The following is an 18,527-nucleotide window of genomic DNA, read 5'->3' as shown; positions in this document are numbered from 1 at the left end:
GGGTTACGGTAAAAACACCGTCCGTGACAGCTCCGCCCCCATTTTCAGAACCAGCCGATGTCCCCGCTATGCTAACGGTAGCAGTATCATCATCGTTTATTGTAATGCTGGCGGTAAGGTTCGCAGGCGCAGGGTCCAACGTAGCAGACCCACTGGTGACACTCGTCAAGGTCACCTCCACGGTCTCATCGCCCTCGACCACAAAGTCCTCGAGAACGGGCACCGTTATGTCGGCACTGGTAAGACCAGCCGTTATCGTAACTGTGCCGCTCAATGCAGTATAATCAGCCCCGGAGGTGGCCGTGCCGCCAACCGTATAGGAGACCTCCGTATCGCTCGCCGATGGCGAAGTCTGGGTTACGGTAAAAACACCGTCCGTGACAGCTCCGCCCCCATTTTCAGAACCAGCCGATGTCCCCGCTATGCTAACGGTCTGCCCATACCCCACACCAATACCAAGCAGTAAAAAAAGAACAAACAATAGTCCACCACGAACTATGGCAGTCCTGGGTTTATTTGGGGCATTATTATATAAGGTTGACATCACCAGTTCAATCAGTTTCAGTTTGTCCAAAAGCTATATATAGGTCGGTGATTTGGGGCTACCAATATTACAAAAAAAGGCAAGGAATATCCTTGCCAATTAGTTTAAACCTCAATTTATTCGGATAAAGTGTTTTCCTTACCTATGAAACTGTCGCCGAACTGGTTTCGGCCTCGCGGTGGATTTTTTTAACCAAGCCTTGCAACACCTTGCCAGGCCCTACTTCCACAAAGGATGCAGCTCCATCTTTTACCATTTGTTGCACGCTTTGCGTCCACTTTACGGGAGCCGTTAATTGTAGTATTAAATTCTTCTTGATTTCCTCAGCATCGGACACGGCCGTGGTCGTCACATTTTGATAAATAGGGCAAGTAGGTGTTTTGAATTCCGTAGATTCAATCGCTGCCGCCAATTCTTCCCTAGCCGGTTCCATTAAAGGGGAATGAAATGCTCCTCCAACCGGCAACAACAAGGCTCTTCTTGCCCCGGCCTCCTTCATTTTTTCACAGGCTATGTTTACTGCATCCACCTCTCCAGAGATCACCAATTGCCCTGGACAATTATAGTTGGCGGGAACCACAATACCTTCCACTTCGGTACAGATTTTTTCCACCACCTCATCTTCCAAGCCCAAAACAGCGGCCATGGTACTGGGTTGAACTTCACAAGCCTTTTGCATGGCAAGGGCACGTTGTGAAACCAATTTTAGGCCATCTTCAAAATTTAAGGTTCCATTGGCTACCAAAGCGGAGAATTCCCCCAAAGAATGCCCGGCCACCATATCTGGTTTAAAAGCATCTCCCAACACCTTGCTCAAAATCACGGAGTGCAAAAAGATGGCGGGCTGGGTCACCTTGGTCTGTTTTAGATCTTCGGCAGTGCCCTCGAACATGATATCGGTTATGGAAAACCCTAGAATTTCGTTGGCTTTTTCAAAAAGTTCCTGTGCTTCGGAATGGTTTTCGTAGAGGTCCAAGCCCATACCTACAAATTGTGCTCCCTGTCCCGGAAAAATATATGCATTCATAGTTGTCGAATTTTTGAGTGGGACAAAAATAGGGATAATTTGTTTGCTTACCCTTCTTTAAACCAGCTGGAATACTTTACATAGTTGTTGGCGATTCTATCTATCTCTCCCTTGGAAAGCTCCGGACTGATGTCCTTTATCCTTTTAGCAGGCATACCCGCATAAATACTCCCGGCCTCTACATGTGTACCTTTGGTAACCACTGCTCCTGCAGCAATAATGGAATTGCTTTCCACCACGCAATCATCCATAATAATGCTCCCCATACCCACAAGCACATTGTCCTTAATGGTACAACCGTGCACTATGGCATTATGTCCAATGGAAACGTTATTTCCGATAGAGGTCGGGGATTTTTCATAGGTACAATGGATCACGGCGCCGTCCTGCACATTGACCTTGTTTCCCATTTTTATATAATGGACATCGCCCCTGATCACGGCATTGAACCAAACGCTGCACTGGTCGCCCATACATACCTCACCAACAATGGTGGCATTTTCAGCTATAAAACAATCTTTTCCTATTTCTGGGGATTTGCCCCTTACGGATTTAAGTATCATTCTTTTAAATTTTAAGAAGTAGAAACATCTCGACAGCTCAATATGCAAATTATTGAAAATGCGACAATAAATCGGCTTTTTTGGAAGCTGAAACGGAAAGTTCCTTGCCATTGGAAAGCACAACGCTTCCTCCTTTCCCCTTTTTGTACTTGACCACTTCCGCAACATTTACCAAATAGGATTTATGGATGCGGGCAAAGGAATAGGATTTCAATGCCTCTTCAAAATATTTTAGTGTTTTGCTCACCACTATTTTTTTCTTTTCCAGATAGATTTCGGTGTAGTTATCATCTGCTTTACAAAAATAGATATCCGATACATCCAACACTTGAAAGCCGTCTAGTTGGGGCAGGGTTATTTTTCCCTCTGCACGAACGGGCCATGCCTGCAGCACTTGTCCCTCCAAGGCATTTTCTTTCTCCTTGATGGCCCTAACGTAGTCCACTGCCTTGATCAATTCATCAATATTGATGGGTTTCATTAAATAATAGGCTGCATGGTGGTTCAGTGCATCCATGGCATATTGATTGTAGGCCGTAACAAAAATGGTCTCGAATGTACGGTCGGGAATTTGGTCCAGCAGGTCAAAAGCATTGCCAAAAGGCATTTCCACATCCAAAAATACCAAATCCGGGTTATGCTTTTTGATTTGGGCCAACCCCTCATCAATGGTTGCCCCCTCGCCCATCAAATCAATGTTTTTGCAGTATTTGGTCAAATAGTTCCGAAGTATTTCGCGGCTATTGGCTTCATCTTCAACTAGGATCGCTTTAAGGTCCATCACTATTTTTTGAGTTTTAAGGATACCCGTGTACCCGTTCGGTCGTTATTTAAATCAGAAATGGATACATCTACCCGGTTTTTGTACATATCGTTCAAAATTTGGATTCGCTTTTGGATATTGCCCATCCCTTTTGATTTCTGTTTCTTTTGATTGGTGGTCTTCAGGGCCGCCGATTTTTTCCTTCCAATACCGTTGTCCTCAATACAGATTTCGAGCAAATCATTGGTGACCTGCCTTACCTTTATTTTTAAGAATCCTTTTTCTTCTTTGTAGCGCAAACCATGCCATATAGCATTTTCAATATAAGGTTGAAGCAGCATGGGCGGAATCTGAAAGGCAGCTATGTCGATTTTGTCGTCTACCTCAATTTCATAATCAAACTTATCCGAAAATCGCGAATGTTCCAGTTTTACATAAAGTTTCAGCAACTCCAATTCTTTGGCCAACGGAATAAAGTCCTCTTCGGAATTTTCGAGTACGTTGCGCATCAATACGGAGAACTCGCTCAAAAAGCGGTTGGCACTTCGCTCGTCGCTCTTAGCAATGTAATTGTTCACGGAATTGAGCGCATTGAAGATAAAATGGGGATTCATTTGGGTTCGGAGCGATTTCAACGCCAAAAGGTTATTGGTCAATTTTTGCTGTTTGTTGCTCCGGTAATACAGAAATGCAGTGAGCGCCATAAGGGCTATCCCGAATATCAAGGAGTAAATGATCCATTTTTGGCGCTTGCTGGTCTCTTCGTACAACTGTTGCTCCGTAACGGCCAAACTGTACTTGCTTTGGCTGAGCTCCCGTTCCTGTTCCAAACTGGAAATGCGGTTTTGCGTGTTTGCTATCTCCCGATTAAAGCGGGCGGCCTGTGAAATTTCCTGCTCTTTTCGCACATACAAACTGTCCACCACAGCCACATAATCTTGGTAAGACTCCAATGCCTTGGTATAATTGCCCTTGTAGCGATACACTTCGGACAATTTCCGCGTAGCGTCCTTTTGCACGATCAAATCATCGTCCTTATCGGCCTCAACAATGCTTTTTTGCAGGTAAGGTATGGCCTCATCCAATTTATCCTGGGCGATATATGCATTGGCTATTTTATAATTGATGCGCTGTGAGGTAATGGTGTCCCCTGCAGAGACTCCCTCCTCATTTGAAGGAACATTGGATCGGGGCAACTGTTCCAGTTCGTCCAGGTTTTTTTTGCGCAACTGGATCTCGTCATCATACCGGTTTTTTCGATTGTAAAAATCCGCTACTTTCTCGCTTTCCTGAATCAACCGTTCGGGTGCCACTTGCTTGGATAGGTTCAAGGAATTTTGATAATAGCCTTCGGCCTCGACCACCCTGTTTTCACTGGCAAAGGCATCGGCAATTTTGGAACTTAAATCTATTTCCTTCGGAGAGATTTGGTTTTTTTCGGCAATGACAAGTCCTTGCCGGTAATAGTTTTGTGCATCTTTAAGGTTGGACAACTCCATGTTGGCATCTCCCAGCGCTTCAAAAAGTTCCACCCGCTGATAGGGCACCATGTTTTTTTCCCCGACCAAGGGTTCCAAAATGGAAATTGCGCTTTCGTGGTCACCGTTCAGCACATACGCCTGCCCCAATAGTAATTTTGTTTTGTTGGATTTCAGGGCGGTCAAGGCATCCTTAAAATTTGTAATGGCCAGATCGTACTGCTTGTGATACATGTAAATTTCTCCAAGAGTTCGAAGGGATGATGAAAACTCCCGCTTGTTTCCTATGCTCCCCAATGGCTCCATGGAACGGGCAATAAAATCGATACTTTTTTCAAGGTTCTTTTTCTTGTAGAAATTGGCCGAATCCAAAAAGCGTTGGTGATCCATCAGATCATTTCTTGAACTGGATACTTCACGCTTTTGCGTTTGGGAGGAGGTTGAACGGCCATAGCCCTCCACCAATACATCCACGTCTTCATTTGATTTAATGCGGTAACGGACCGTTTCCAATTCCGGCCCTTCAATGATCAACATATCCCCAATGGATGCCTTGATGGCAAACTCGCCCAAAGCATTGGTTCTGGTGTAAGCCCCCTTATCCGTGGAAACTTGGACCCCAGAAATGGGTACATAGTTCTCCTTGCCCTTTACGGAACCTTTGATTTCCATTTGCCCTTGCACATTTCCAACTTGCGCCAAACTGCTCAAGGAAGTCATCAACACCAATAATACTATGTATGCTTTGCGAATCATAACTTAGGTAAACATACTGCTTCCCAAGCATTTTAAAAAATAGGTTCTAGCTGGATTAGGTTGAAAAGCATCACAATTATCCTTGGTTACGAAGTGATCCGGTCCGGTCGCTCATTTTAAGTGCCGTGTTAATCATTCTGGATTTTTATTGATGAAAGATGCAAATACATTTACCTCAACTTTAAAAATTATTGCACCATGAAACATATAAATCATTTATTGGGCACGGCACTTTTGCTATTTATGACGGGTACAAGCTACGGTTGCAACCTTAAGGCCCAAAACAACGAAAAAACTACATTGGTCACTCAATATGCCGAGACAAATCCAAAGGAACAATATGTCAAAATCGCCTTGTTATTGGACACCAGCAATAGTATGGACGGACTTATCAACCAAGCCAAGGCTCAATTATGGGATATTGTAAACGAATTTACCCATGCCAAATGTGGCACCGGTGTTCGGCCATCCCTTCAAATTGCGCTTTATGAGTATGGGAATGACAAGCTTTCGTCCCGGGAAGGGTACATAAGACAGGTTTTGGGATTTAGCAATGACCTGGACGAGATTTCAGAAAAATTGTTCTCTTTAACCACCAACGGTGGCGAAGAATATTGCGGACAAGTAATCCATACCTCATTAAAACAATTGGATTGGGGCAATAACGCCGATGACCTTAAAATGATCTTTATTGCGGGCAACGAACCTTTTACGCAAGGGAAGTTGGATTATAGGGATGCAGCCGCCAATGCCAAGGAAAAAGACATTATTGTGAACACCATTTTTTGCGGCAACTACGACCAAGGCATTGCTATCATGTGGAAAAAAGGAGCCACACTTACCGGTGGCGAGTATATGGCAATCGACCACAATAGGCAGGTAGTCCATATAGATACGCCTTACGATGACATTATCATTCAGCTGAATTCCAAATTGAACGACACTTACATCTCCTATGGTTCCATTGGGAGGCAGAAAAAAGAGCTTCAATCCAGGCAAGATGGCAATGCAGCGGCCTTGGAAGAAGTGGTAGTGGTAAAACGTGCCGTGAGCAAAAGTTCAAGGTTGTACAAAAATTCACAATGGGACTTGGTGGATGCCGTAGCGGATGATGAAGCGGTCATATCCAAATTGAAAGACCAAGATTTGCCAAAAGAACTTCAGGGAAAAACCGAAAGTGAGGTCAAGGCTTATATAGAGCAAAAGAAAACGGAACGGGAAGAAATTCAAAAGAGGATACAGGAACTCAATACCAAACGTGAGGCCTTTATTGCCGAACATCAAAAAGAAGAAGCAGGAGAACTTGAAAATGCCATGCTTTCGGCCATTAAGGCCCAGGCTTCAAAGAAAAACTATACTTGGGATAAAAATTAGAATTGCCAATCAAAGGCACGTTGTCACATCGAGCGCAGTCGGGATGTCTTTAAAAGTTCTCGACTGCGCTCGAACCGACATTCATTCCCTTATCTCAACAACTAATTATTAGCCGCAGGGCAATAACAGTCGTAACGGTTGCCGTCATCACTCTGTCCAAAGTCGTACCCTAAGGTAATTTGGTGGAACCCTCCGTTATCAAAACGGATATCCCCGGATTGGTAGGAATAATTGTATGAGAACATGAATCTATTCACATTAACCCCGATAATCGGCGTAAACAATTGCAAGCGTTGTTCCCCGAAATTTCCGTTGGATTGAAATTGTGCCCCATCAAAACTACGTCGGTACGACAAACCGGCCCATACTGTACCAAAACTAACATCTCGATACACTTTAGCATTCAAATCTACAGTTTTCTCTTTGGTAAAATCCGTCATCTGGAACAAAATGGATGGTTCAATCCGTGTATTTTTTCCAAAAACATATCCAACGGAGAACAGGTAACGTCTCAAGTTGTCAAATTCAGCTGCCGTGTATAGGTCACGTCCACTGCCCAAAATATTTAAAATAGCAGCATGTGCATAAAACTCGAACAAATTGTAGGAAACACCCAAATCCACATTAAAATAGCTCGCCGTGTTCTTTACCCCGGTAACAACAGGGTCTGGAATCACGGACCTAAATTCCGTTTCATCCAAACTACTGAGTATAATGCCTGCACTCAAACCTAAAGAAAGCTGGTTGAGCGTTCTAAAATCGCCGCCCAATTGCAAATGGTGTGCGTAAGTCGCTTTGAAGCCCGTTTGGGAGTGGTACCCATTGGAGTCATTAAACAGTATGCCTCCTACCCCACTGCGCTCACCAACCCTGGAATTTATGTTCAGTGTCTGCAAGCTTGGTGCTTCATCAACATTAAACCACTGTTTCCTGGCTGTAAGGCGAACCTTGGTCCCCTCGGCGATACCTGCCATGGATGGATAGACCAAGTAATAATTGTCCGCCAAGTAATCAAAATACACGGGAATTCCTTCCTGTGCTTTGGCCACGGACCCAAAAAACAGGGTTAGGATAATTGAGGTTAAAATACGTCTCATGTGACGGTTGGGGCTAGAATGGTTGCTCAATACAATAAAACACTAAGATAACGGCAAGCAACACACATTATTATAATATTTTGCTGCGCATCCTAACTATTGGTACTTTTGCATCAAAGATTCAAGATGAAAGAATACAACATTACGGTTGTTCCTACCAACAACCCCAAGATAATCAAGTTGGAAGCCAACCATTTTTTGGTTAAGGGCAACTATGAATATAAAAACATAGACGAGGCCAAAAACTCCCCCTTGGCACAACAACTCTTCTATCTTCCATTTATCAAAACCGTGTACATTTCCAGTAATTTTGTGGCATTGGAGAGGTTTGATATTGTGGAGTGGAACGATGTTAAGGACGAAGTGGCCCAGCAATTGGTAGAGTACCTTAATGCTGGAGAACCTGTGGTAAACGAAGAAGATGTTAAAAAGAAGCAGCCCATTACCGTTTATGCGGAGGTGACCCCCAATCCTGCGGTGATGAAGTTTGTCTCCAACAAGCGTATTGTTCCCAGCACTTACGAATTCAAGAATATTGATGAAGCGAAAGATTCGCCTTTGGCCATAGAATTGTTCCATTTTCCCTTTGTAAAAGAGGTTTTTATGGACGAGAACTATGTTTCCGTCACCAAATATGAGGTTGCGGATTGGGAGGAAATCAATATGCAATTGCGTGAATTCATCCGGGATTACTTAGCAGATGGAAAAGATGTGGTTACGGCAGAAGCGATCCAAAAAAGCAAAGAGACCGTTGGGCAAAAAACCACGCAAACCCAATATGATGATACTTCCCAACAAATTATAGACATTTTGGAAGAATATGTAAAACCGGCCGTTGCCAGCGATGGCGGAAACATTCTTTTCCAATCTTATGAAGAGCAAAGTGGAACGGTTAGCGTAATCCTTCAAGGTGCCTGTAGTGGTTGTCCATCTTCTACATTTACCCTGAAAAATGGCATCGAGACCATGCTCAAGAACATGATGGGCGAAAAAATCAAGGAAGTAGTGGCTTTAAACGGCTAATTAACTTCATTTTACTGCCGGATTTCCATCAAAATTTGTTAAATTCAAGGGAATCTAAAAAATACATTGACCATGGCAGTTTTAAAAGTTATCGAAGTATTGGCGAATTCCAGCAAAAGCTGGGAAGATGCAACCAACAAAGCGTTGGACCAAGCATCAAAATCCGTCAAGAATATTCGTTCCATCTATATCAACGAGCAAAGTGCCACGGTAAAAGATGGAAAAATTGACGACTACAGGGTAAACGTAAAGATTACCTTTGAAGTTCAGTAGAAAATTTGAAGAAAAGAAAATGCGTCCCGCAACGGACGCATTTTTTTATGCTTAAAATGTTCAGTTAATGAAAAAAGTGCTTTTCTTCATAATAATTACAATCGCAACCCTAAGTTGCAAACAAAAACCTAAGGAAGTGACCCACGAACATACCAATGCACTCATCCATGAGACTAGTCCCTATCTTCTGCAACATGCCCACAATCCCGTAAATTGGGAAGCATGGCACCCCAATGTGTTGGAACGGGCAAAAAAAGAGGATAAGCTATTGCTTATCAGTATTGGCTATGCCGCTTGTCATTGGTGCCATGTGATGGAAAAGGAATGTTTTGAAGACGCGGAAGTGGCCGAGGTGATGAACGAAAACTTCATCAACATTAAAATTGACCGTGAGGAGCGTCCCGATGTGGACCAGATCTACATGGACGCCATCCAAATGATATCTGGACAAGGTGGGTGGCCCCTAAACATAGTTGCCCTACCCGATGGAAGGCCTTTTTGGGGTGCTACGTACGTACCCAAGGACAATTGGATAAAATCGTTGGAGCAGCTCGCAGAACTCTATAAAAAAGATAAACCACGGGTAACCCAATACGCCACGGATTTGGCCAATGGGCTCCAAGCCATCAATTTGGTGGAAAACGATAAGGACAGTGACCTGTATTCTTTGGACCAACTGAATGTGGCAATCCAAAATTGGACCCAATATTTTGATACATTTTTAGGTGGCCACAAGCGCGCCCCCAAATTTATGATGCCCAACAACTGGGACTTTTTATTGCACTATGCCACCGCCATGGACAAACCTGAAATTATGGGGTTTGTTGACACCACGTTAACCCGAATGGCCTACGGTGGTGTATACGACCATGTAGGAGGAGGGTTTTCCAGGTACGCCGTGGACACTAAATGGCATGTGCCTCATTTTGAAAAAATGCTGTATGACAATGGTCAGTTGACAAGCCTTTATGCCAAGGCCTATGCCGTAACCAAAAACGAATTGTACAAAAGCGTAGTGGAGGAAACCATCCACTTTGTTCAAGAAGAACTTTTGGATCGCAGTGGCGGTTTTTATTCCTCTTTGGATGCCGACAGTCTTGATGAAAACGGCGAATTGGCAGAAGGTGCCTATTATGTTTGGACCAAAGAAGAGCTTACCCGTTTATTGGGGGATGATTATGAGGTCTTTCAAGCGTATTTCAACATTAATTCCTATGGACATTGGGAAGAAGGCAACTATGTGCCCATTAGGGATAAAAATGATGAAGAAATAGCCGAAAAATTCAAGATTACAGTGCCAACACTGATAACAAAAATAAACGAGAGCTTGGCCATACTCAAAAAAGAAAGAAGCAAGCGTCCCAAACCCCGATTGGATGATAAAATTTTGACATCTTGGAATGGTTTGATGCTAAAAGGCCTGGTTGATGCATACCGTTATTTAGGCAATGACTCCTATCTAAAACTTGCGCAAAAAAATGCCGGGTTTATTGAGCGTGAAATGATCAAAAATGATGGCTCGCTTTACCGCAACCACAAAGCTGGTAAAAGCACCATCAATGGTTTTTTAGAGGATTATGCCTCGGTAATCGATGCCTATTTTTCGCTCTACGAGGTCACTTTTGACGAAAAATGGCTCGATTTGGCCAAAAACCTCCTTGATTATTCCAAAAAACACTTTTTTGATGAAGCTTCCGGCATGTTCTTTTATACTTCGGATGAAGATCAATCTTTGATCAGAAGAACCATAGAGGTGGACGATAATGTGATATCTTCCTCCAACTCCATCATGGCCATCAATTTGTATAAATTTCATAAGCTCTACCCTGGGGAAGGCTATGGTGCCTTGTCCGAGCAAATGCTGAAAAACGTCCAAAAGGATTTTGATCGCAGGGCACAAGGTTTTGCCAACTGGTTGCATTTGGTGCTGTTCCAGAATCAAGATTTTTATGAAATCGCCATACTTGGCGAGGACTACAAAAGTTTGGGGCAACAAATTGGCAAGGAATATGTACCCAACAGTATTTTGGCAGGTTCCAGAAAAGAGGGAAATTTGGAACTGTTAAAAAACAGGGAAAACCCTAACAAAACCCTAGTTTATGTTTGTATAGAAGGGGCCTGTAAACTCCCTGTAACAAAAGTGGAAGAGGCTTTAAAACAACTGTAGGCAACATTAACATTTGTTTAAAAACCTTTTCTTTTATATCAGTTGAATATTAACTACGTTGCCATTTTAACTAAAAAACCATTATGGAAGAACTAGAGAATTACCAAACATACATTGATCAGGCCATGGATTGGGCCGTGGGCATTTTACCAAGTCTTATAACGGCCATCATCACATTTTTCATAGGTCTTTGGGTCATCAAATTTTTCAATCGAATGGTCCGTCGCTTTTTTGTAAAAAAGGATTATGATAAAACCTTGGAATCCTTCTTACAGAGTTTTATTAGTATTACCCTAAAAGCATTACTCTTTGTTTTGGTGATTACGCAATTGGGCGTTAAGACCTCTTCCTTGGTCGCCATTGTGGGTGCCGCGGGCCTTGCTGTTGGTTTGGCATTACAGGGATCTTTGGCCAATTTTGCCGGTGGGGTACTTATCCTCATTTTTAAACCTTTCAAGGTAGGGGATTGGATTTCTGCACAAGGTGTGGATGGCACTGTAAAGGAAATTTCCATTTTCAACACTAAGTTGAGCACTTTTGGCAACCAAATTGCCATTATCCCGAATGGACAACTGTCCAACGGCAACATTGTAAACTATAACATGGAAAATACCCGAAGGGATAAATTTGATGTAGGTATCGGGTATGGGGCAAACATTAAGGAGGCCAAAGAAATCTTGTTACAGATTTGTGCAGACAATCCGGACATTAATACTGAACCCGCTCCAGAGGTTTATGTAGGTGCCTTGGGTGATAGTTCCGTAAACCTAACACTACGTTTTTGGGCCAATACCGATGTATTTTGGTCCGCACACTTTTATGTGATCGAGCAAACAAAATTACGTTTTGATGCCGCTGGAATCGAAATTCCATTCCCACAAAGGGTTATGCACAAGGCTTTGGAAGATTAATTTTTATTCTTTTTCTGCTGAAGGACAAAGTCTTTGAGGTAGTAAGGTTCAAAATAGGCCACATCCTCAAATTGACCGGCTTTGTATTTCCTGAATGCAATCGAGGCCATATCCTTGGCAGAAGGGACTATGGATTCATCAAAAACAAAATTGGGGTGTTGCAGGACACCCCTACATTTTTCTGCACCACTGCCCACTACATATACTTTGATATCCGAAACATAATCGGCAAAAGATTCCTCATTGACAATCTCTGCACGGGTCTCTCGTACTTCTTTATGATCAGAACCGTAGATACAGGAATAGACTTCCATGCGTCTGGCATCCAGTACAGGAATCACCAGTTCATCAGGTTTCAATTGCACCTGATGCGCCATACTTTGCAAAGTAGGCACGGAAATCAACGGTATGTCCAGAGAAAAGCACAGCCCTTTGGCAGCGGACACCCCTATCCGGAGTCCTGTGTACGAACCGGGTCCTTTACTTATAGAAATGGCATCCAGGTCCGAAAATGACAAAGAAGCCTCTTTCAAGGCTTCTTTTATAAATACATGCAATTGTTCCGAATGCGAATAGCTCGCTGCATTGTTCTCCTTTAGGACAACAATTTCATCATCCTTTGATATGCTCACGGAGCAATTGGTGGTCGCGGTTTCCAAATGTAGTAGTATAGCCATAGCGGCCACAAAGATACTAGTTTAATGCAATGGGTAACCCAAAGTAGAATTCCAATATTTTCAACCGGAAGATATAATCGTACTTGGCTCGAATCACATCGGCTTGGGCATTTTCCACTCTGGACTGTGCCTGACTAAAGTCAAAAGCGTTCATTAACCCAACATCAAAACGCTCTTTGGCATATTCGTAGGCCAAACGTCTGGCTTCCAAAGTTTTTTCTGCTGCGATATAAGCCTTTTCAAACGTACTTACATCCACATAGGCCTGTTGGATAGTGTTTTCCAAGTCCAGCTTATCCTGTTTAAATTGCAATTTTGCTTTTTCCAAACTAATCTTAGATCGCATCACGTTGTTACGAGTGCTCCACCCGTTAAATATGGGTATGTTCAATTGTGCCCCGTAACTTATACCATCAAAAATCCATAACTGGTCCGTTAGGTTCGGCGTATAGGGAATTCCGTCACCGTCAGGTATTTGGGTCACATCGGAATATCTAGTACCATATTGGAAAAATGCAGACAAGGTCGGCAAATAAGCACCTTTGGCAATCTTAAGGTCCTGTTCGGCCAAATCCACATTGGATTCGGAGAATTTGATATCGTTTCTAAAACCCAAGGCCTTATCAAAAATTACCTTTGGAGAGTTTTTAAGGATATCCGAAGGTGGAATTTCGAACTCCTCTTCTGCAATATCAAAGTTTTCGTAATCGGTTATCTGTAGCAATTGTGCCAAATTAACACGAGCGATCAAAACATTGCTTTCACCGTTCACGATCTGCTGTTCTTGATTGGCAGCGGTTGCCTCAATCTCCAAAAGATCGCCCCTTGGCACAACTCCAGATTCCACCAGCTCCTTGGTCCTTTTCAAGTCTTGTTCCGTAACGGCGTATTGCGCTTTAAAGGTTTTTAATTGCTCCTTGTTGGAAAGTACCTGTAAATAGGCATTGGCCACATTTAAACGAATATCGTCCTTTAAATTATCCAAACGATATTGGTTGGCAATGGCATTCATTTTTGCCCTGTTCAATTGGTGTATGTTCCTCAAGCCATCAAAAAGGGTTACATTGGAGCTAACACCAATGTTCATGTTATTTGCCGTACTGTTTGTGGGCAGGTTGTTTGTTGGGTTAATGGAGAAACCTGTATTACTCGATACCGATGTTGATCCATTTAAGCTAGGAAGCATATTTCCTAGGGCATCGGACTTATCTATTTTAGCGTTTTCCAGATCTAGTTCAAATTGTTCTACGGTCAAATTGTTCTCCACCGCGTATTCCACACACTCCAGAAGCGTCCATTGACGTACTTGGGCACTGGTCAAGGTAACGGCGAACAATAATAGTAGTAACGTTATGCTATTTTTCATTCGTTTCTTGATTTTGGTTTGTATAATGATGGTCAGCATAGATCAATCCTCTTCAGATTTCTTCTCGAGCTTGTTCCAGACTTTGATCTTATCATCTTCGCCAATGCCTGAAACAATTTCTACGTCTATACCATCACTGACGCCCAACTCAAGATCTTTGCGTTCGAATTCGTTTTCGCCTGTCTGTACTTCCACGTATGGTTTTTCGGTCTCCTTATCAAACTGAAGCAAAGCTTCTTTTATGGCCAACACATCCTTTTTCTCTTCCAAAACAATGGAAGCGTTTGCACTGTACCCGGCCCGCACATACGAAGTGCTATCGCTTTCCTTTACATCCAAATCACCTTCGATCTTAAACTGAACGGCACCTTCTTCTTCCACACCTTTAGGCGCAATGAATTTTAATTTGGCATCGAACTTTTGCTCTTCCAAGGCACCAAGGCTTATTTCCAATGGCATTCCCACTCTTAACTTCCCAACCTCGGCCTCGTCCACTTCACCTTCAAAGATCATTTTGGACATATCGGCGATGGTGGCGATGGTGGTCCCTTCGTTAAAGTTGTTGCTTTGTATCACCTGATCTCCTTCTTTTACAGGAATCTCAAGAATAGTTCCGGAAACAGTTGCCCTTATGTTGGTGTTTGCACTGGCGGAACCTCCCGCGGAGCCTTTTCTGATAATCTGATAATCGGCCTGGGCATTTTTTAATTCTTGCAATGCCTGGTCATAGGTCAACTTTAAGTTGTTAAAGTCCTGACTGGAGATAACACCTTTGTCAAACAGCGTTTTGTTCCTATCGTATTCTATTTTGGCATTGTTAAGGGCCAATTCCGCATTGCGGACCCTTCCTGCGGCTTGGTTCACGGATTGCTCGTTGGGAACCACTTTTATTACCGCGATAAGGTCACCGGACTTTACCTTGGCACCTTCTTCCAATAGGATTTTGTCTATAATCCCGGAAATTTGGGGTTTGATGTTGATTTCATCCTCAGGTATTACCTTCCCGGTAACGATTACTTTATTTACGATGTCCTTTCGTTCTGCTGTTTCAGTCTTATACAGCTCTACAGGAGTACTGTTCTGCTTTAAAAAGTAGACAACGGCGGCCAAAATACCAATGACCACTACCCCTATCAATCCGTATTTTACATACTTGTTCATTCTTGCTTATTTGATTCGTTATTTAATTGTATTGATGATTATTCCTCTCTTAGTGCATCTATGGGCTTAATTTTTACAGCACGGTTGGCAGGCAATAGGCCTATGAGCACACTTAGTCCTACCATTAAAATAAATGATACGATAAACTGTGGGATGCTTATCATGGGCTGCACGAAAGGGAAGTTCTCCCCGCTGCCAAACATGGCATCCAATATGGATAATATTCCCACTGCAACCGCAAATCCTACCAAACCAGCGAATGCCGTCAGAACAATGGCCTCCACAACAATTTGACGTTTTACGATGACCGGGGTTGCGCCCAAGGCCCTACGTACTCCTATCTCTTGTGTACGCTCCTTTACCGTAATCAACAGAATATTGCTGATGGCTATAACGCCCGCCAGTAATGTGAAGATTCCCACAAAAAAGGAAAATCCTTTTAGAACCGTTGTAAATGCCGTGATATTATTGAATATCTCCGACATATCGAAGCTTCCTATGGCACGCTCGTCATCTGGGTGGATATCGTACTTGGCCTTTAAAATGCTCTTAATCTGACTTTCTACAAAAGGTACTGGTGTATTCTCTTCGACCGCAATGGCCATCCATCCCATCCTATCGCCGGAATTAAAGGCTTTTTGAAAAGTGGTAAAGGGTATAAATACTGCATTTTCCCCATCAATATTAATGTTGTTGTTGGGCTTGTAAATTCCCACCACACTAAAATATACGCCGTTGATACGGATATCCTCGCCTATGGCCTTATCCCCTTTATCAAATAGAAGTTTATAGGTTTCTTCGCCAATAACACATACTTTTTTGGAATGTTCGATATCGGTCTGGTTCAAGAACCTGCCTTCCACCAGCTTCTTTTTGGTGATGTTGTCTATTTCCGGAAAGTCCCCGTACACTGCAGAACCACTTGTCTGTCCATTTCTGTAAACGGTTACGGTTCCCCTGTGATTGGCCAGCTCAATTCGTGGTGCCAGGACCTCAATCTCTGGAATCTGTCTCTTTAAGATGTCCGCGTCTTCGAGCTTGTAACGGATTCTTCGCCCACGTTCAAAACCCTTGTAGGGTTCGGAAGTGGATTGTCCCCAAACAAACAGGCTGTTCGAGGCAGTTCCGGCAAAAAGCTTGTTGAACCCGTTGCTCATTCCATTGGCCGACCCCAATAACAGCACCAAGATGATCATGGCGAAAATTACGCCCAACATAGTTAGGAAGGTTCTGAACATATTCTTGCCCAGCGTATGAAAAATCTCTATCCACAAATCCTTATCAAATAACCACATAACTATATATCACTTAGTGCAACAATGGGTTTAACATTTGCAGCTTTCATGGCGGGCAACAGCCCTGCCAATACTCCTGCAATTATCAAAATAATGGTGGCCGTAACCACGGTGGAAAGATTTACCGAGGGATTGCTAAAGGCAGGTGTCTCTATCATGGGGCCTACCGCGGCCAAAATCATCCAAGCGAACAACAATCCCACAAAACCAGAAATGGTGGTAATAAAAACGGATTCCAACAATACCAAGTTTATAATTTGACGTGGTCTTGCCCCAAGTGCTTTCCGAACCCCGATTTCCTTTGTCCTTTCCTTGATCGTAAATACCATAATATTTCCGATGCCAACGATTCCTGCAACGAGGATCAAAAAACCTACTCCGATACCGATACCTTTTAAAACCGACGTAAAACTGCTGATATTTTCAAAGGCTTCTGCATAGTTCCAAACATTAAGGCCTGCTTGATCGTCCGGAGCGATCTTATGGCGTCTTTTCATCAATATTTCCAATCTTTCGGAAAATGCCAATGCCTCTGTCAAATCATAATTGGGATTATAGGTCAAGGCAATACTGGCAATTTCGTTGGTGTTGCCATAAATGCGCTGATAGGTACTCACCGGTGCATAAATTCTTCTTTCCGCATTATCATCGCCATCATCGGTAAAAATCCCGATTACCCTAAAGGGCAAACCATTGAACTCTATAAACTTTCCAAGGGGGTCTTCTTTTTTGAACAGATCTTCGGCCACTTTTCTGCCGATGACTGCTACTTTGGCCTTATTGACAATATCTGCCTCATTAATATACCTACCGGCAACAACCAAGGTTTTTTCTATGGCCTGATGATCGGGATGGGTCGCTTGCACGGAATATGAGCCCGTTTCCTCTTTATATCTTGCCGCTGTATTGGCATAATATCGGGCGCTTATATATTCAATATCTTTAGAAAAGCTCTGCTTGATATACTCTAAATCATCATTTTTTAATTGAATGCGTCTGCCAGCTTCAAAACCACCATACGCCTTGGAAGTAGTTCCTGTCCGGACAAAGATGGAGTTGGTGGCATCATCGTTGAACTGACCGACAAAACCGTTTTGCATACCGTTTACCGAAGCGAGCAACATTACCAAAATAAAGATGGCCCAACCCACGGAGAAACCTGTCAAAAATGTTCTCAGTTTATTGGTTTTTAGCGTATTGAATATTTCCTGCCAAACGTCACGATCAAACATACTGTTCTGCTCTTACTTGTTCGATTTTCTTGTCCTCCACAATAATACCATCCTTAAGGTGTACTATACGTTTGCACATATGGGCTATATCTTCCTCGTGGGTAACCACCAAAATGGTATTTCCGTCATCGTTGATTTTTTGGATAAGGTCCATGACCTCATAGGAAGTTGTACTGTCCAGGGCACCCGTTGGCTCATCCGCCAAAAGAACTTTGGGTTCCGCAGCCATGGCTCGCGCAATGGCCACCCTTTGTTTTTGACCTCCGGAAAGTTCACTGGGCAAGTGGTCCGCCCATGGTTTTAAGCCAACTCGCTCCAAATACTTCATGGCCTTTTCTTGGCGTTCCTTTCTGGGCACTTTTTGATAATAGAGCGGAAGGGCCACATTCTCCAAGGCACTTTTATAATTGATCAAGTTGAAGGATTGAAAGATGAATCCCAAGAATTTGTTCCTATATTGGGCAGCCTTGGTTTCGCTCAGGTTTTTGATCGGCACACCATCCAAGGTATACTCACCGGAATCCGCTCCGTCCAACATTCCCAAAATGTTCAACAATGTGGATTTTCCAGATCCCGAAGACCCCATAATGGCCACAAGCTCCCCTTCTTTTACTTTAAAATTTATCCCCTTTAAAACATGGAGGGAATTACTCCCCATCTTATAGGATTTATGAAGATCTTTGATTTCAATCATGATTGATGATGTTAGCTATCTTACGTTTACCTCTGCAAGTAAGACAGTAATGTTGTTAAATTGTTACAAGATTTTTTACTTTTTTTTCCAAACGACGCATTTAATCACCCATTCCTTGGCAAAATC

Annotated in this window: 17 protein-coding genes; 5 read left to right on the top strand and 12 right to left on the bottom strand. The window is 43.0% G+C overall.

All coding sequences use genetic code 11. The features are described from left to right. The 5 genes from VM932_RS03140 to VM932_RS03120 form a co-directional block, all read right to left on the bottom strand. Positions 1–574 (bottom strand): Calx-beta domain-containing protein (locus tag VM932_RS03140; RefSeq protein ID WP_326277106.1); only part of this gene is annotated, 574 nt, incomplete at its 3' end. A gap of 112 nt (positions 575–686) precedes the next feature. Continuing rightward, complete coding sequence (gene fabD, locus VM932_RS03135; RefSeq protein WP_326277105.1) at positions 687–1,571, bottom strand: ACP S-malonyltransferase; 885 nt, start codon at positions 1,569–1,571, stop codon at positions 687–689. Positions 1,572–1,618: 47 nt separating this feature from the next. Further along, positions 1,619–2,134, bottom strand: a complete 516-nt coding sequence (locus VM932_RS03130) for a gamma carbonic anhydrase family protein (RefSeq protein WP_326277104.1) — start codon at positions 2,132–2,134, stop codon at positions 1,619–1,621. Positions 2,135–2,183: 49 nt separating this feature from the next. Further along, the gene (locus tag VM932_RS03125; RefSeq protein WP_326277103.1) at positions 2,184–2,915 is read right to left on the bottom strand and encodes a LytR/AlgR family response regulator transcription factor; all 732 of its coding nucleotides are present in this window, start codon (positions 2,913–2,915) and stop codon (positions 2,184–2,186) included. Between the two features lie 2 nt (positions 2,916–2,917). Beyond that, a complete protein-coding gene (locus VM932_RS03120) occupies positions 2,918–5,131 on the bottom strand; it encodes a tetratricopeptide repeat-containing sensor histidine kinase (protein ID WP_326277102.1) in 2,214 nt (737 codons plus the stop codon). A 198-nt stretch (positions 5,132–5,329) separates the two neighbouring features. On the opposite strand from VM932_RS03120, the gene VM932_RS03115 reads away from it, so the two are divergent. Next, a complete protein-coding gene (locus VM932_RS03115; protein WP_326277101.1) occupies positions 5,330–6,505 on the top strand; it encodes a VWA domain-containing protein in 1,176 nt (391 codons plus the stop codon). Between the two features lie 101 nt (positions 6,506–6,606). On the opposite strand, the gene VM932_RS03110 is transcribed toward VM932_RS03115, so the two are convergent. After that, positions 6,607–7,602: a PorP/SprF family type IX secretion system membrane protein gene (locus VM932_RS03110; RefSeq protein WP_326277100.1), complete on the bottom strand. Its 996-nt coding sequence runs from the start codon at positions 7,600–7,602 to the stop codon at positions 6,607–6,609. A gap of 126 nt (positions 7,603–7,728) precedes the next feature. Between VM932_RS03110 and VM932_RS03105 the strand changes: the two genes are divergently transcribed. The 4 genes from VM932_RS03105 (at position 7,729) to VM932_RS03090 (ending at position 11,976) form a co-directional block, all read left to right on the top strand. Next, on the top strand, positions 7,729–8,625 hold the full coding sequence (locus tag VM932_RS03105; protein ID WP_326277099.1) for a NifU family protein: 897 nt from the start codon (positions 7,729–7,731) through the stop codon (positions 8,623–8,625). 72 nt (positions 8,626–8,697) lie between these two features. Further along, positions 8,698–8,898 carry a dodecin family protein gene (locus VM932_RS03100; RefSeq protein WP_163625329.1) on the top strand — a complete coding sequence of 67 codons (201 nt, stop codon included), beginning with the start codon at positions 8,698–8,700 and terminating at the stop codon, positions 8,896–8,898. A 67-nt stretch (positions 8,899–8,965) separates the two neighbouring features. After that, complete coding sequence (locus VM932_RS03095) at positions 8,966–11,065, top strand: thioredoxin domain-containing protein (protein ID WP_326277098.1); 2,100 nt, start codon at positions 8,966–8,968, stop codon at positions 11,063–11,065. 83 nt (positions 11,066–11,148) lie between these two features. Further along, a complete protein-coding gene (locus tag VM932_RS03090) occupies positions 11,149–11,976 on the top strand; it encodes a mechanosensitive ion channel family protein (protein WP_326277097.1) in 828 nt (275 codons plus the stop codon). Here VM932_RS03090 and tsaB read toward each other — a convergent pair. The 6 genes from tsaB to VM932_RS03060 form a co-directional block, all read right to left on the bottom strand. Continuing rightward, the gene (gene tsaB / locus VM932_RS03085) at positions 11,973–12,653 is read right to left on the bottom strand and encodes a tRNA (adenosine(37)-N6)-threonylcarbamoyltransferase complex dimerization subunit type 1 TsaB (RefSeq protein WP_326277096.1); all 681 of its coding nucleotides are present in this window, start codon (positions 12,651–12,653) and stop codon (positions 11,973–11,975) included. The two genes, VM932_RS03090 and tsaB, sit on opposite strands and share 4 nt — an antisense overlap. Before the next feature lie 16 nt (positions 12,654–12,669). Beyond that, complete coding sequence (locus tag VM932_RS03080) at positions 12,670–14,019, bottom strand: TolC family protein (protein ID WP_326277095.1); 1,350 nt, start codon at positions 14,017–14,019, stop codon at positions 12,670–12,672. A gap of 42 nt (positions 14,020–14,061) precedes the next feature. Continuing rightward, positions 14,062–15,180: an efflux RND transporter periplasmic adaptor subunit gene (locus VM932_RS03075; RefSeq protein WP_326277094.1), complete on the bottom strand. Its 1,119-nt coding sequence runs from the start codon at positions 15,178–15,180 to the stop codon at positions 14,062–14,064. 38 nt (positions 15,181–15,218) lie between these two features. Next, positions 15,219–16,397: an ABC transporter permease gene (locus VM932_RS03070; protein ID WP_326277093.1), complete on the bottom strand. Its 1,179-nt coding sequence runs from the start codon at positions 16,395–16,397 to the stop codon at positions 15,219–15,221. Positions 16,398–16,477: 80 nt separating this feature from the next. Next, positions 16,478–17,707, bottom strand: a complete 1,230-nt coding sequence (locus tag VM932_RS03065) for an ABC transporter permease (protein WP_326277092.1) — start codon at positions 17,705–17,707, stop codon at positions 16,478–16,480. Continuing rightward, positions 17,700–18,401 (bottom strand): ABC transporter ATP-binding protein, encoded by a 702-nt coding sequence (locus VM932_RS03060; protein WP_326277091.1) that lies wholly within the window; start codon positions 18,399–18,401, stop codon positions 17,700–17,702. The genes VM932_RS03065 and VM932_RS03060 overlap by 8 nt, the downstream gene beginning before the upstream one ends. Positions 18,402–18,527 lie beyond the last annotated feature (126 nt).

This window comes from Flagellimonas halotolerans (assembly GCF_035818535.1).
GTDB classification, from domain to species: domain Bacteria; phylum Bacteroidota; class Bacteroidia; order Flavobacteriales; family Flavobacteriaceae; genus Flagellimonas; species Flagellimonas halotolerans.
Note: the sequence above shows the minus strand (reverse complement) of the source record. Positions and strands in the feature narration are given on the sequence as shown.

Bases quoted from the DNA above. Each gene is read 5' to 3' on its own strand.
- fabD (WP_326277105.1), bottom strand. From the start codon at position 1,571: ATGAATGCATATATTTTTCCGGGACAGGGAGCACAATTTGTAGGTATG.
- VM932_RS03130 (WP_326277104.1), bottom strand. From the start codon at position 2,134: ATGATACTTAAATCCGTAAGGGGCAAATCCCCAGAAATAGGAAAAGAT.
- VM932_RS03125 (WP_326277103.1), bottom strand. From the start codon at position 2,915: ATGGACCTTAAAGCGATCCTAGTTGAAGATGAAGCCAATAGCCGCGAA.
- VM932_RS03120 (WP_326277102.1), bottom strand. From the start codon at position 5,131: ATGATTCGCAAAGCATACATAGTATTATTGGTGTTGATGACTTCCTTG.
- VM932_RS03115 (WP_326277101.1), top strand. From the start codon at position 5,330: ATGAAACATATAAATCATTTATTGGGCACGGCACTTTTGCTATTTATG.
- VM932_RS03110 (WP_326277100.1), bottom strand. From the start codon at position 7,602: ATGAGACGTATTTTAACCTCAATTATCCTAACCCTGTTTTTTGGGTCC.
- VM932_RS03105 (WP_326277099.1), top strand. From the start codon at position 7,729: ATGAAAGAATACAACATTACGGTTGTTCCTACCAACAACCCCAAGATA.
- VM932_RS03100 (WP_163625329.1), top strand. From the start codon at position 8,698: ATGGCAGTTTTAAAAGTTATCGAAGTATTGGCGAATTCCAGCAAAAGC.
- VM932_RS03095 (WP_326277098.1), top strand. From the start codon at position 8,966: ATGAAAAAAGTGCTTTTCTTCATAATAATTACAATCGCAACCCTAAGT.
- VM932_RS03090 (WP_326277097.1), top strand. From the start codon at position 11,149: ATGGAAGAACTAGAGAATTACCAAACATACATTGATCAGGCCATGGAT.
- tsaB (WP_326277096.1), bottom strand. From the start codon at position 12,653: ATGGCTATACTACTACATTTGGAAACCGCGACCACCAATTGCTCCGTG.
- VM932_RS03080 (WP_326277095.1), bottom strand. From the start codon at position 14,019: ATGAAAAATAGCATAACGTTACTACTATTATTGTTCGCCGTTACCTTG.
- VM932_RS03075 (WP_326277094.1), bottom strand. From the start codon at position 15,180: ATGAACAAGTATGTAAAATACGGATTGATAGGGGTAGTGGTCATTGGT.
- VM932_RS03070 (WP_326277093.1), bottom strand. From the start codon at position 16,397: ATGTTGGGCGTAATTTTCGCCATGATCATCTTGGTGCTGTTATTGGGG.
- VM932_RS03065 (WP_326277092.1), bottom strand. From the start codon at position 17,707: ATGTTTGATCGTGACGTTTGGCAGGAAATATTCAATACGCTAAAAACC.
- VM932_RS03060 (WP_326277091.1), bottom strand. From the start codon at position 18,401: ATGATTGAAATCAAAGATCTTCATAAATCCTATAAGATGGGGAGTAAT.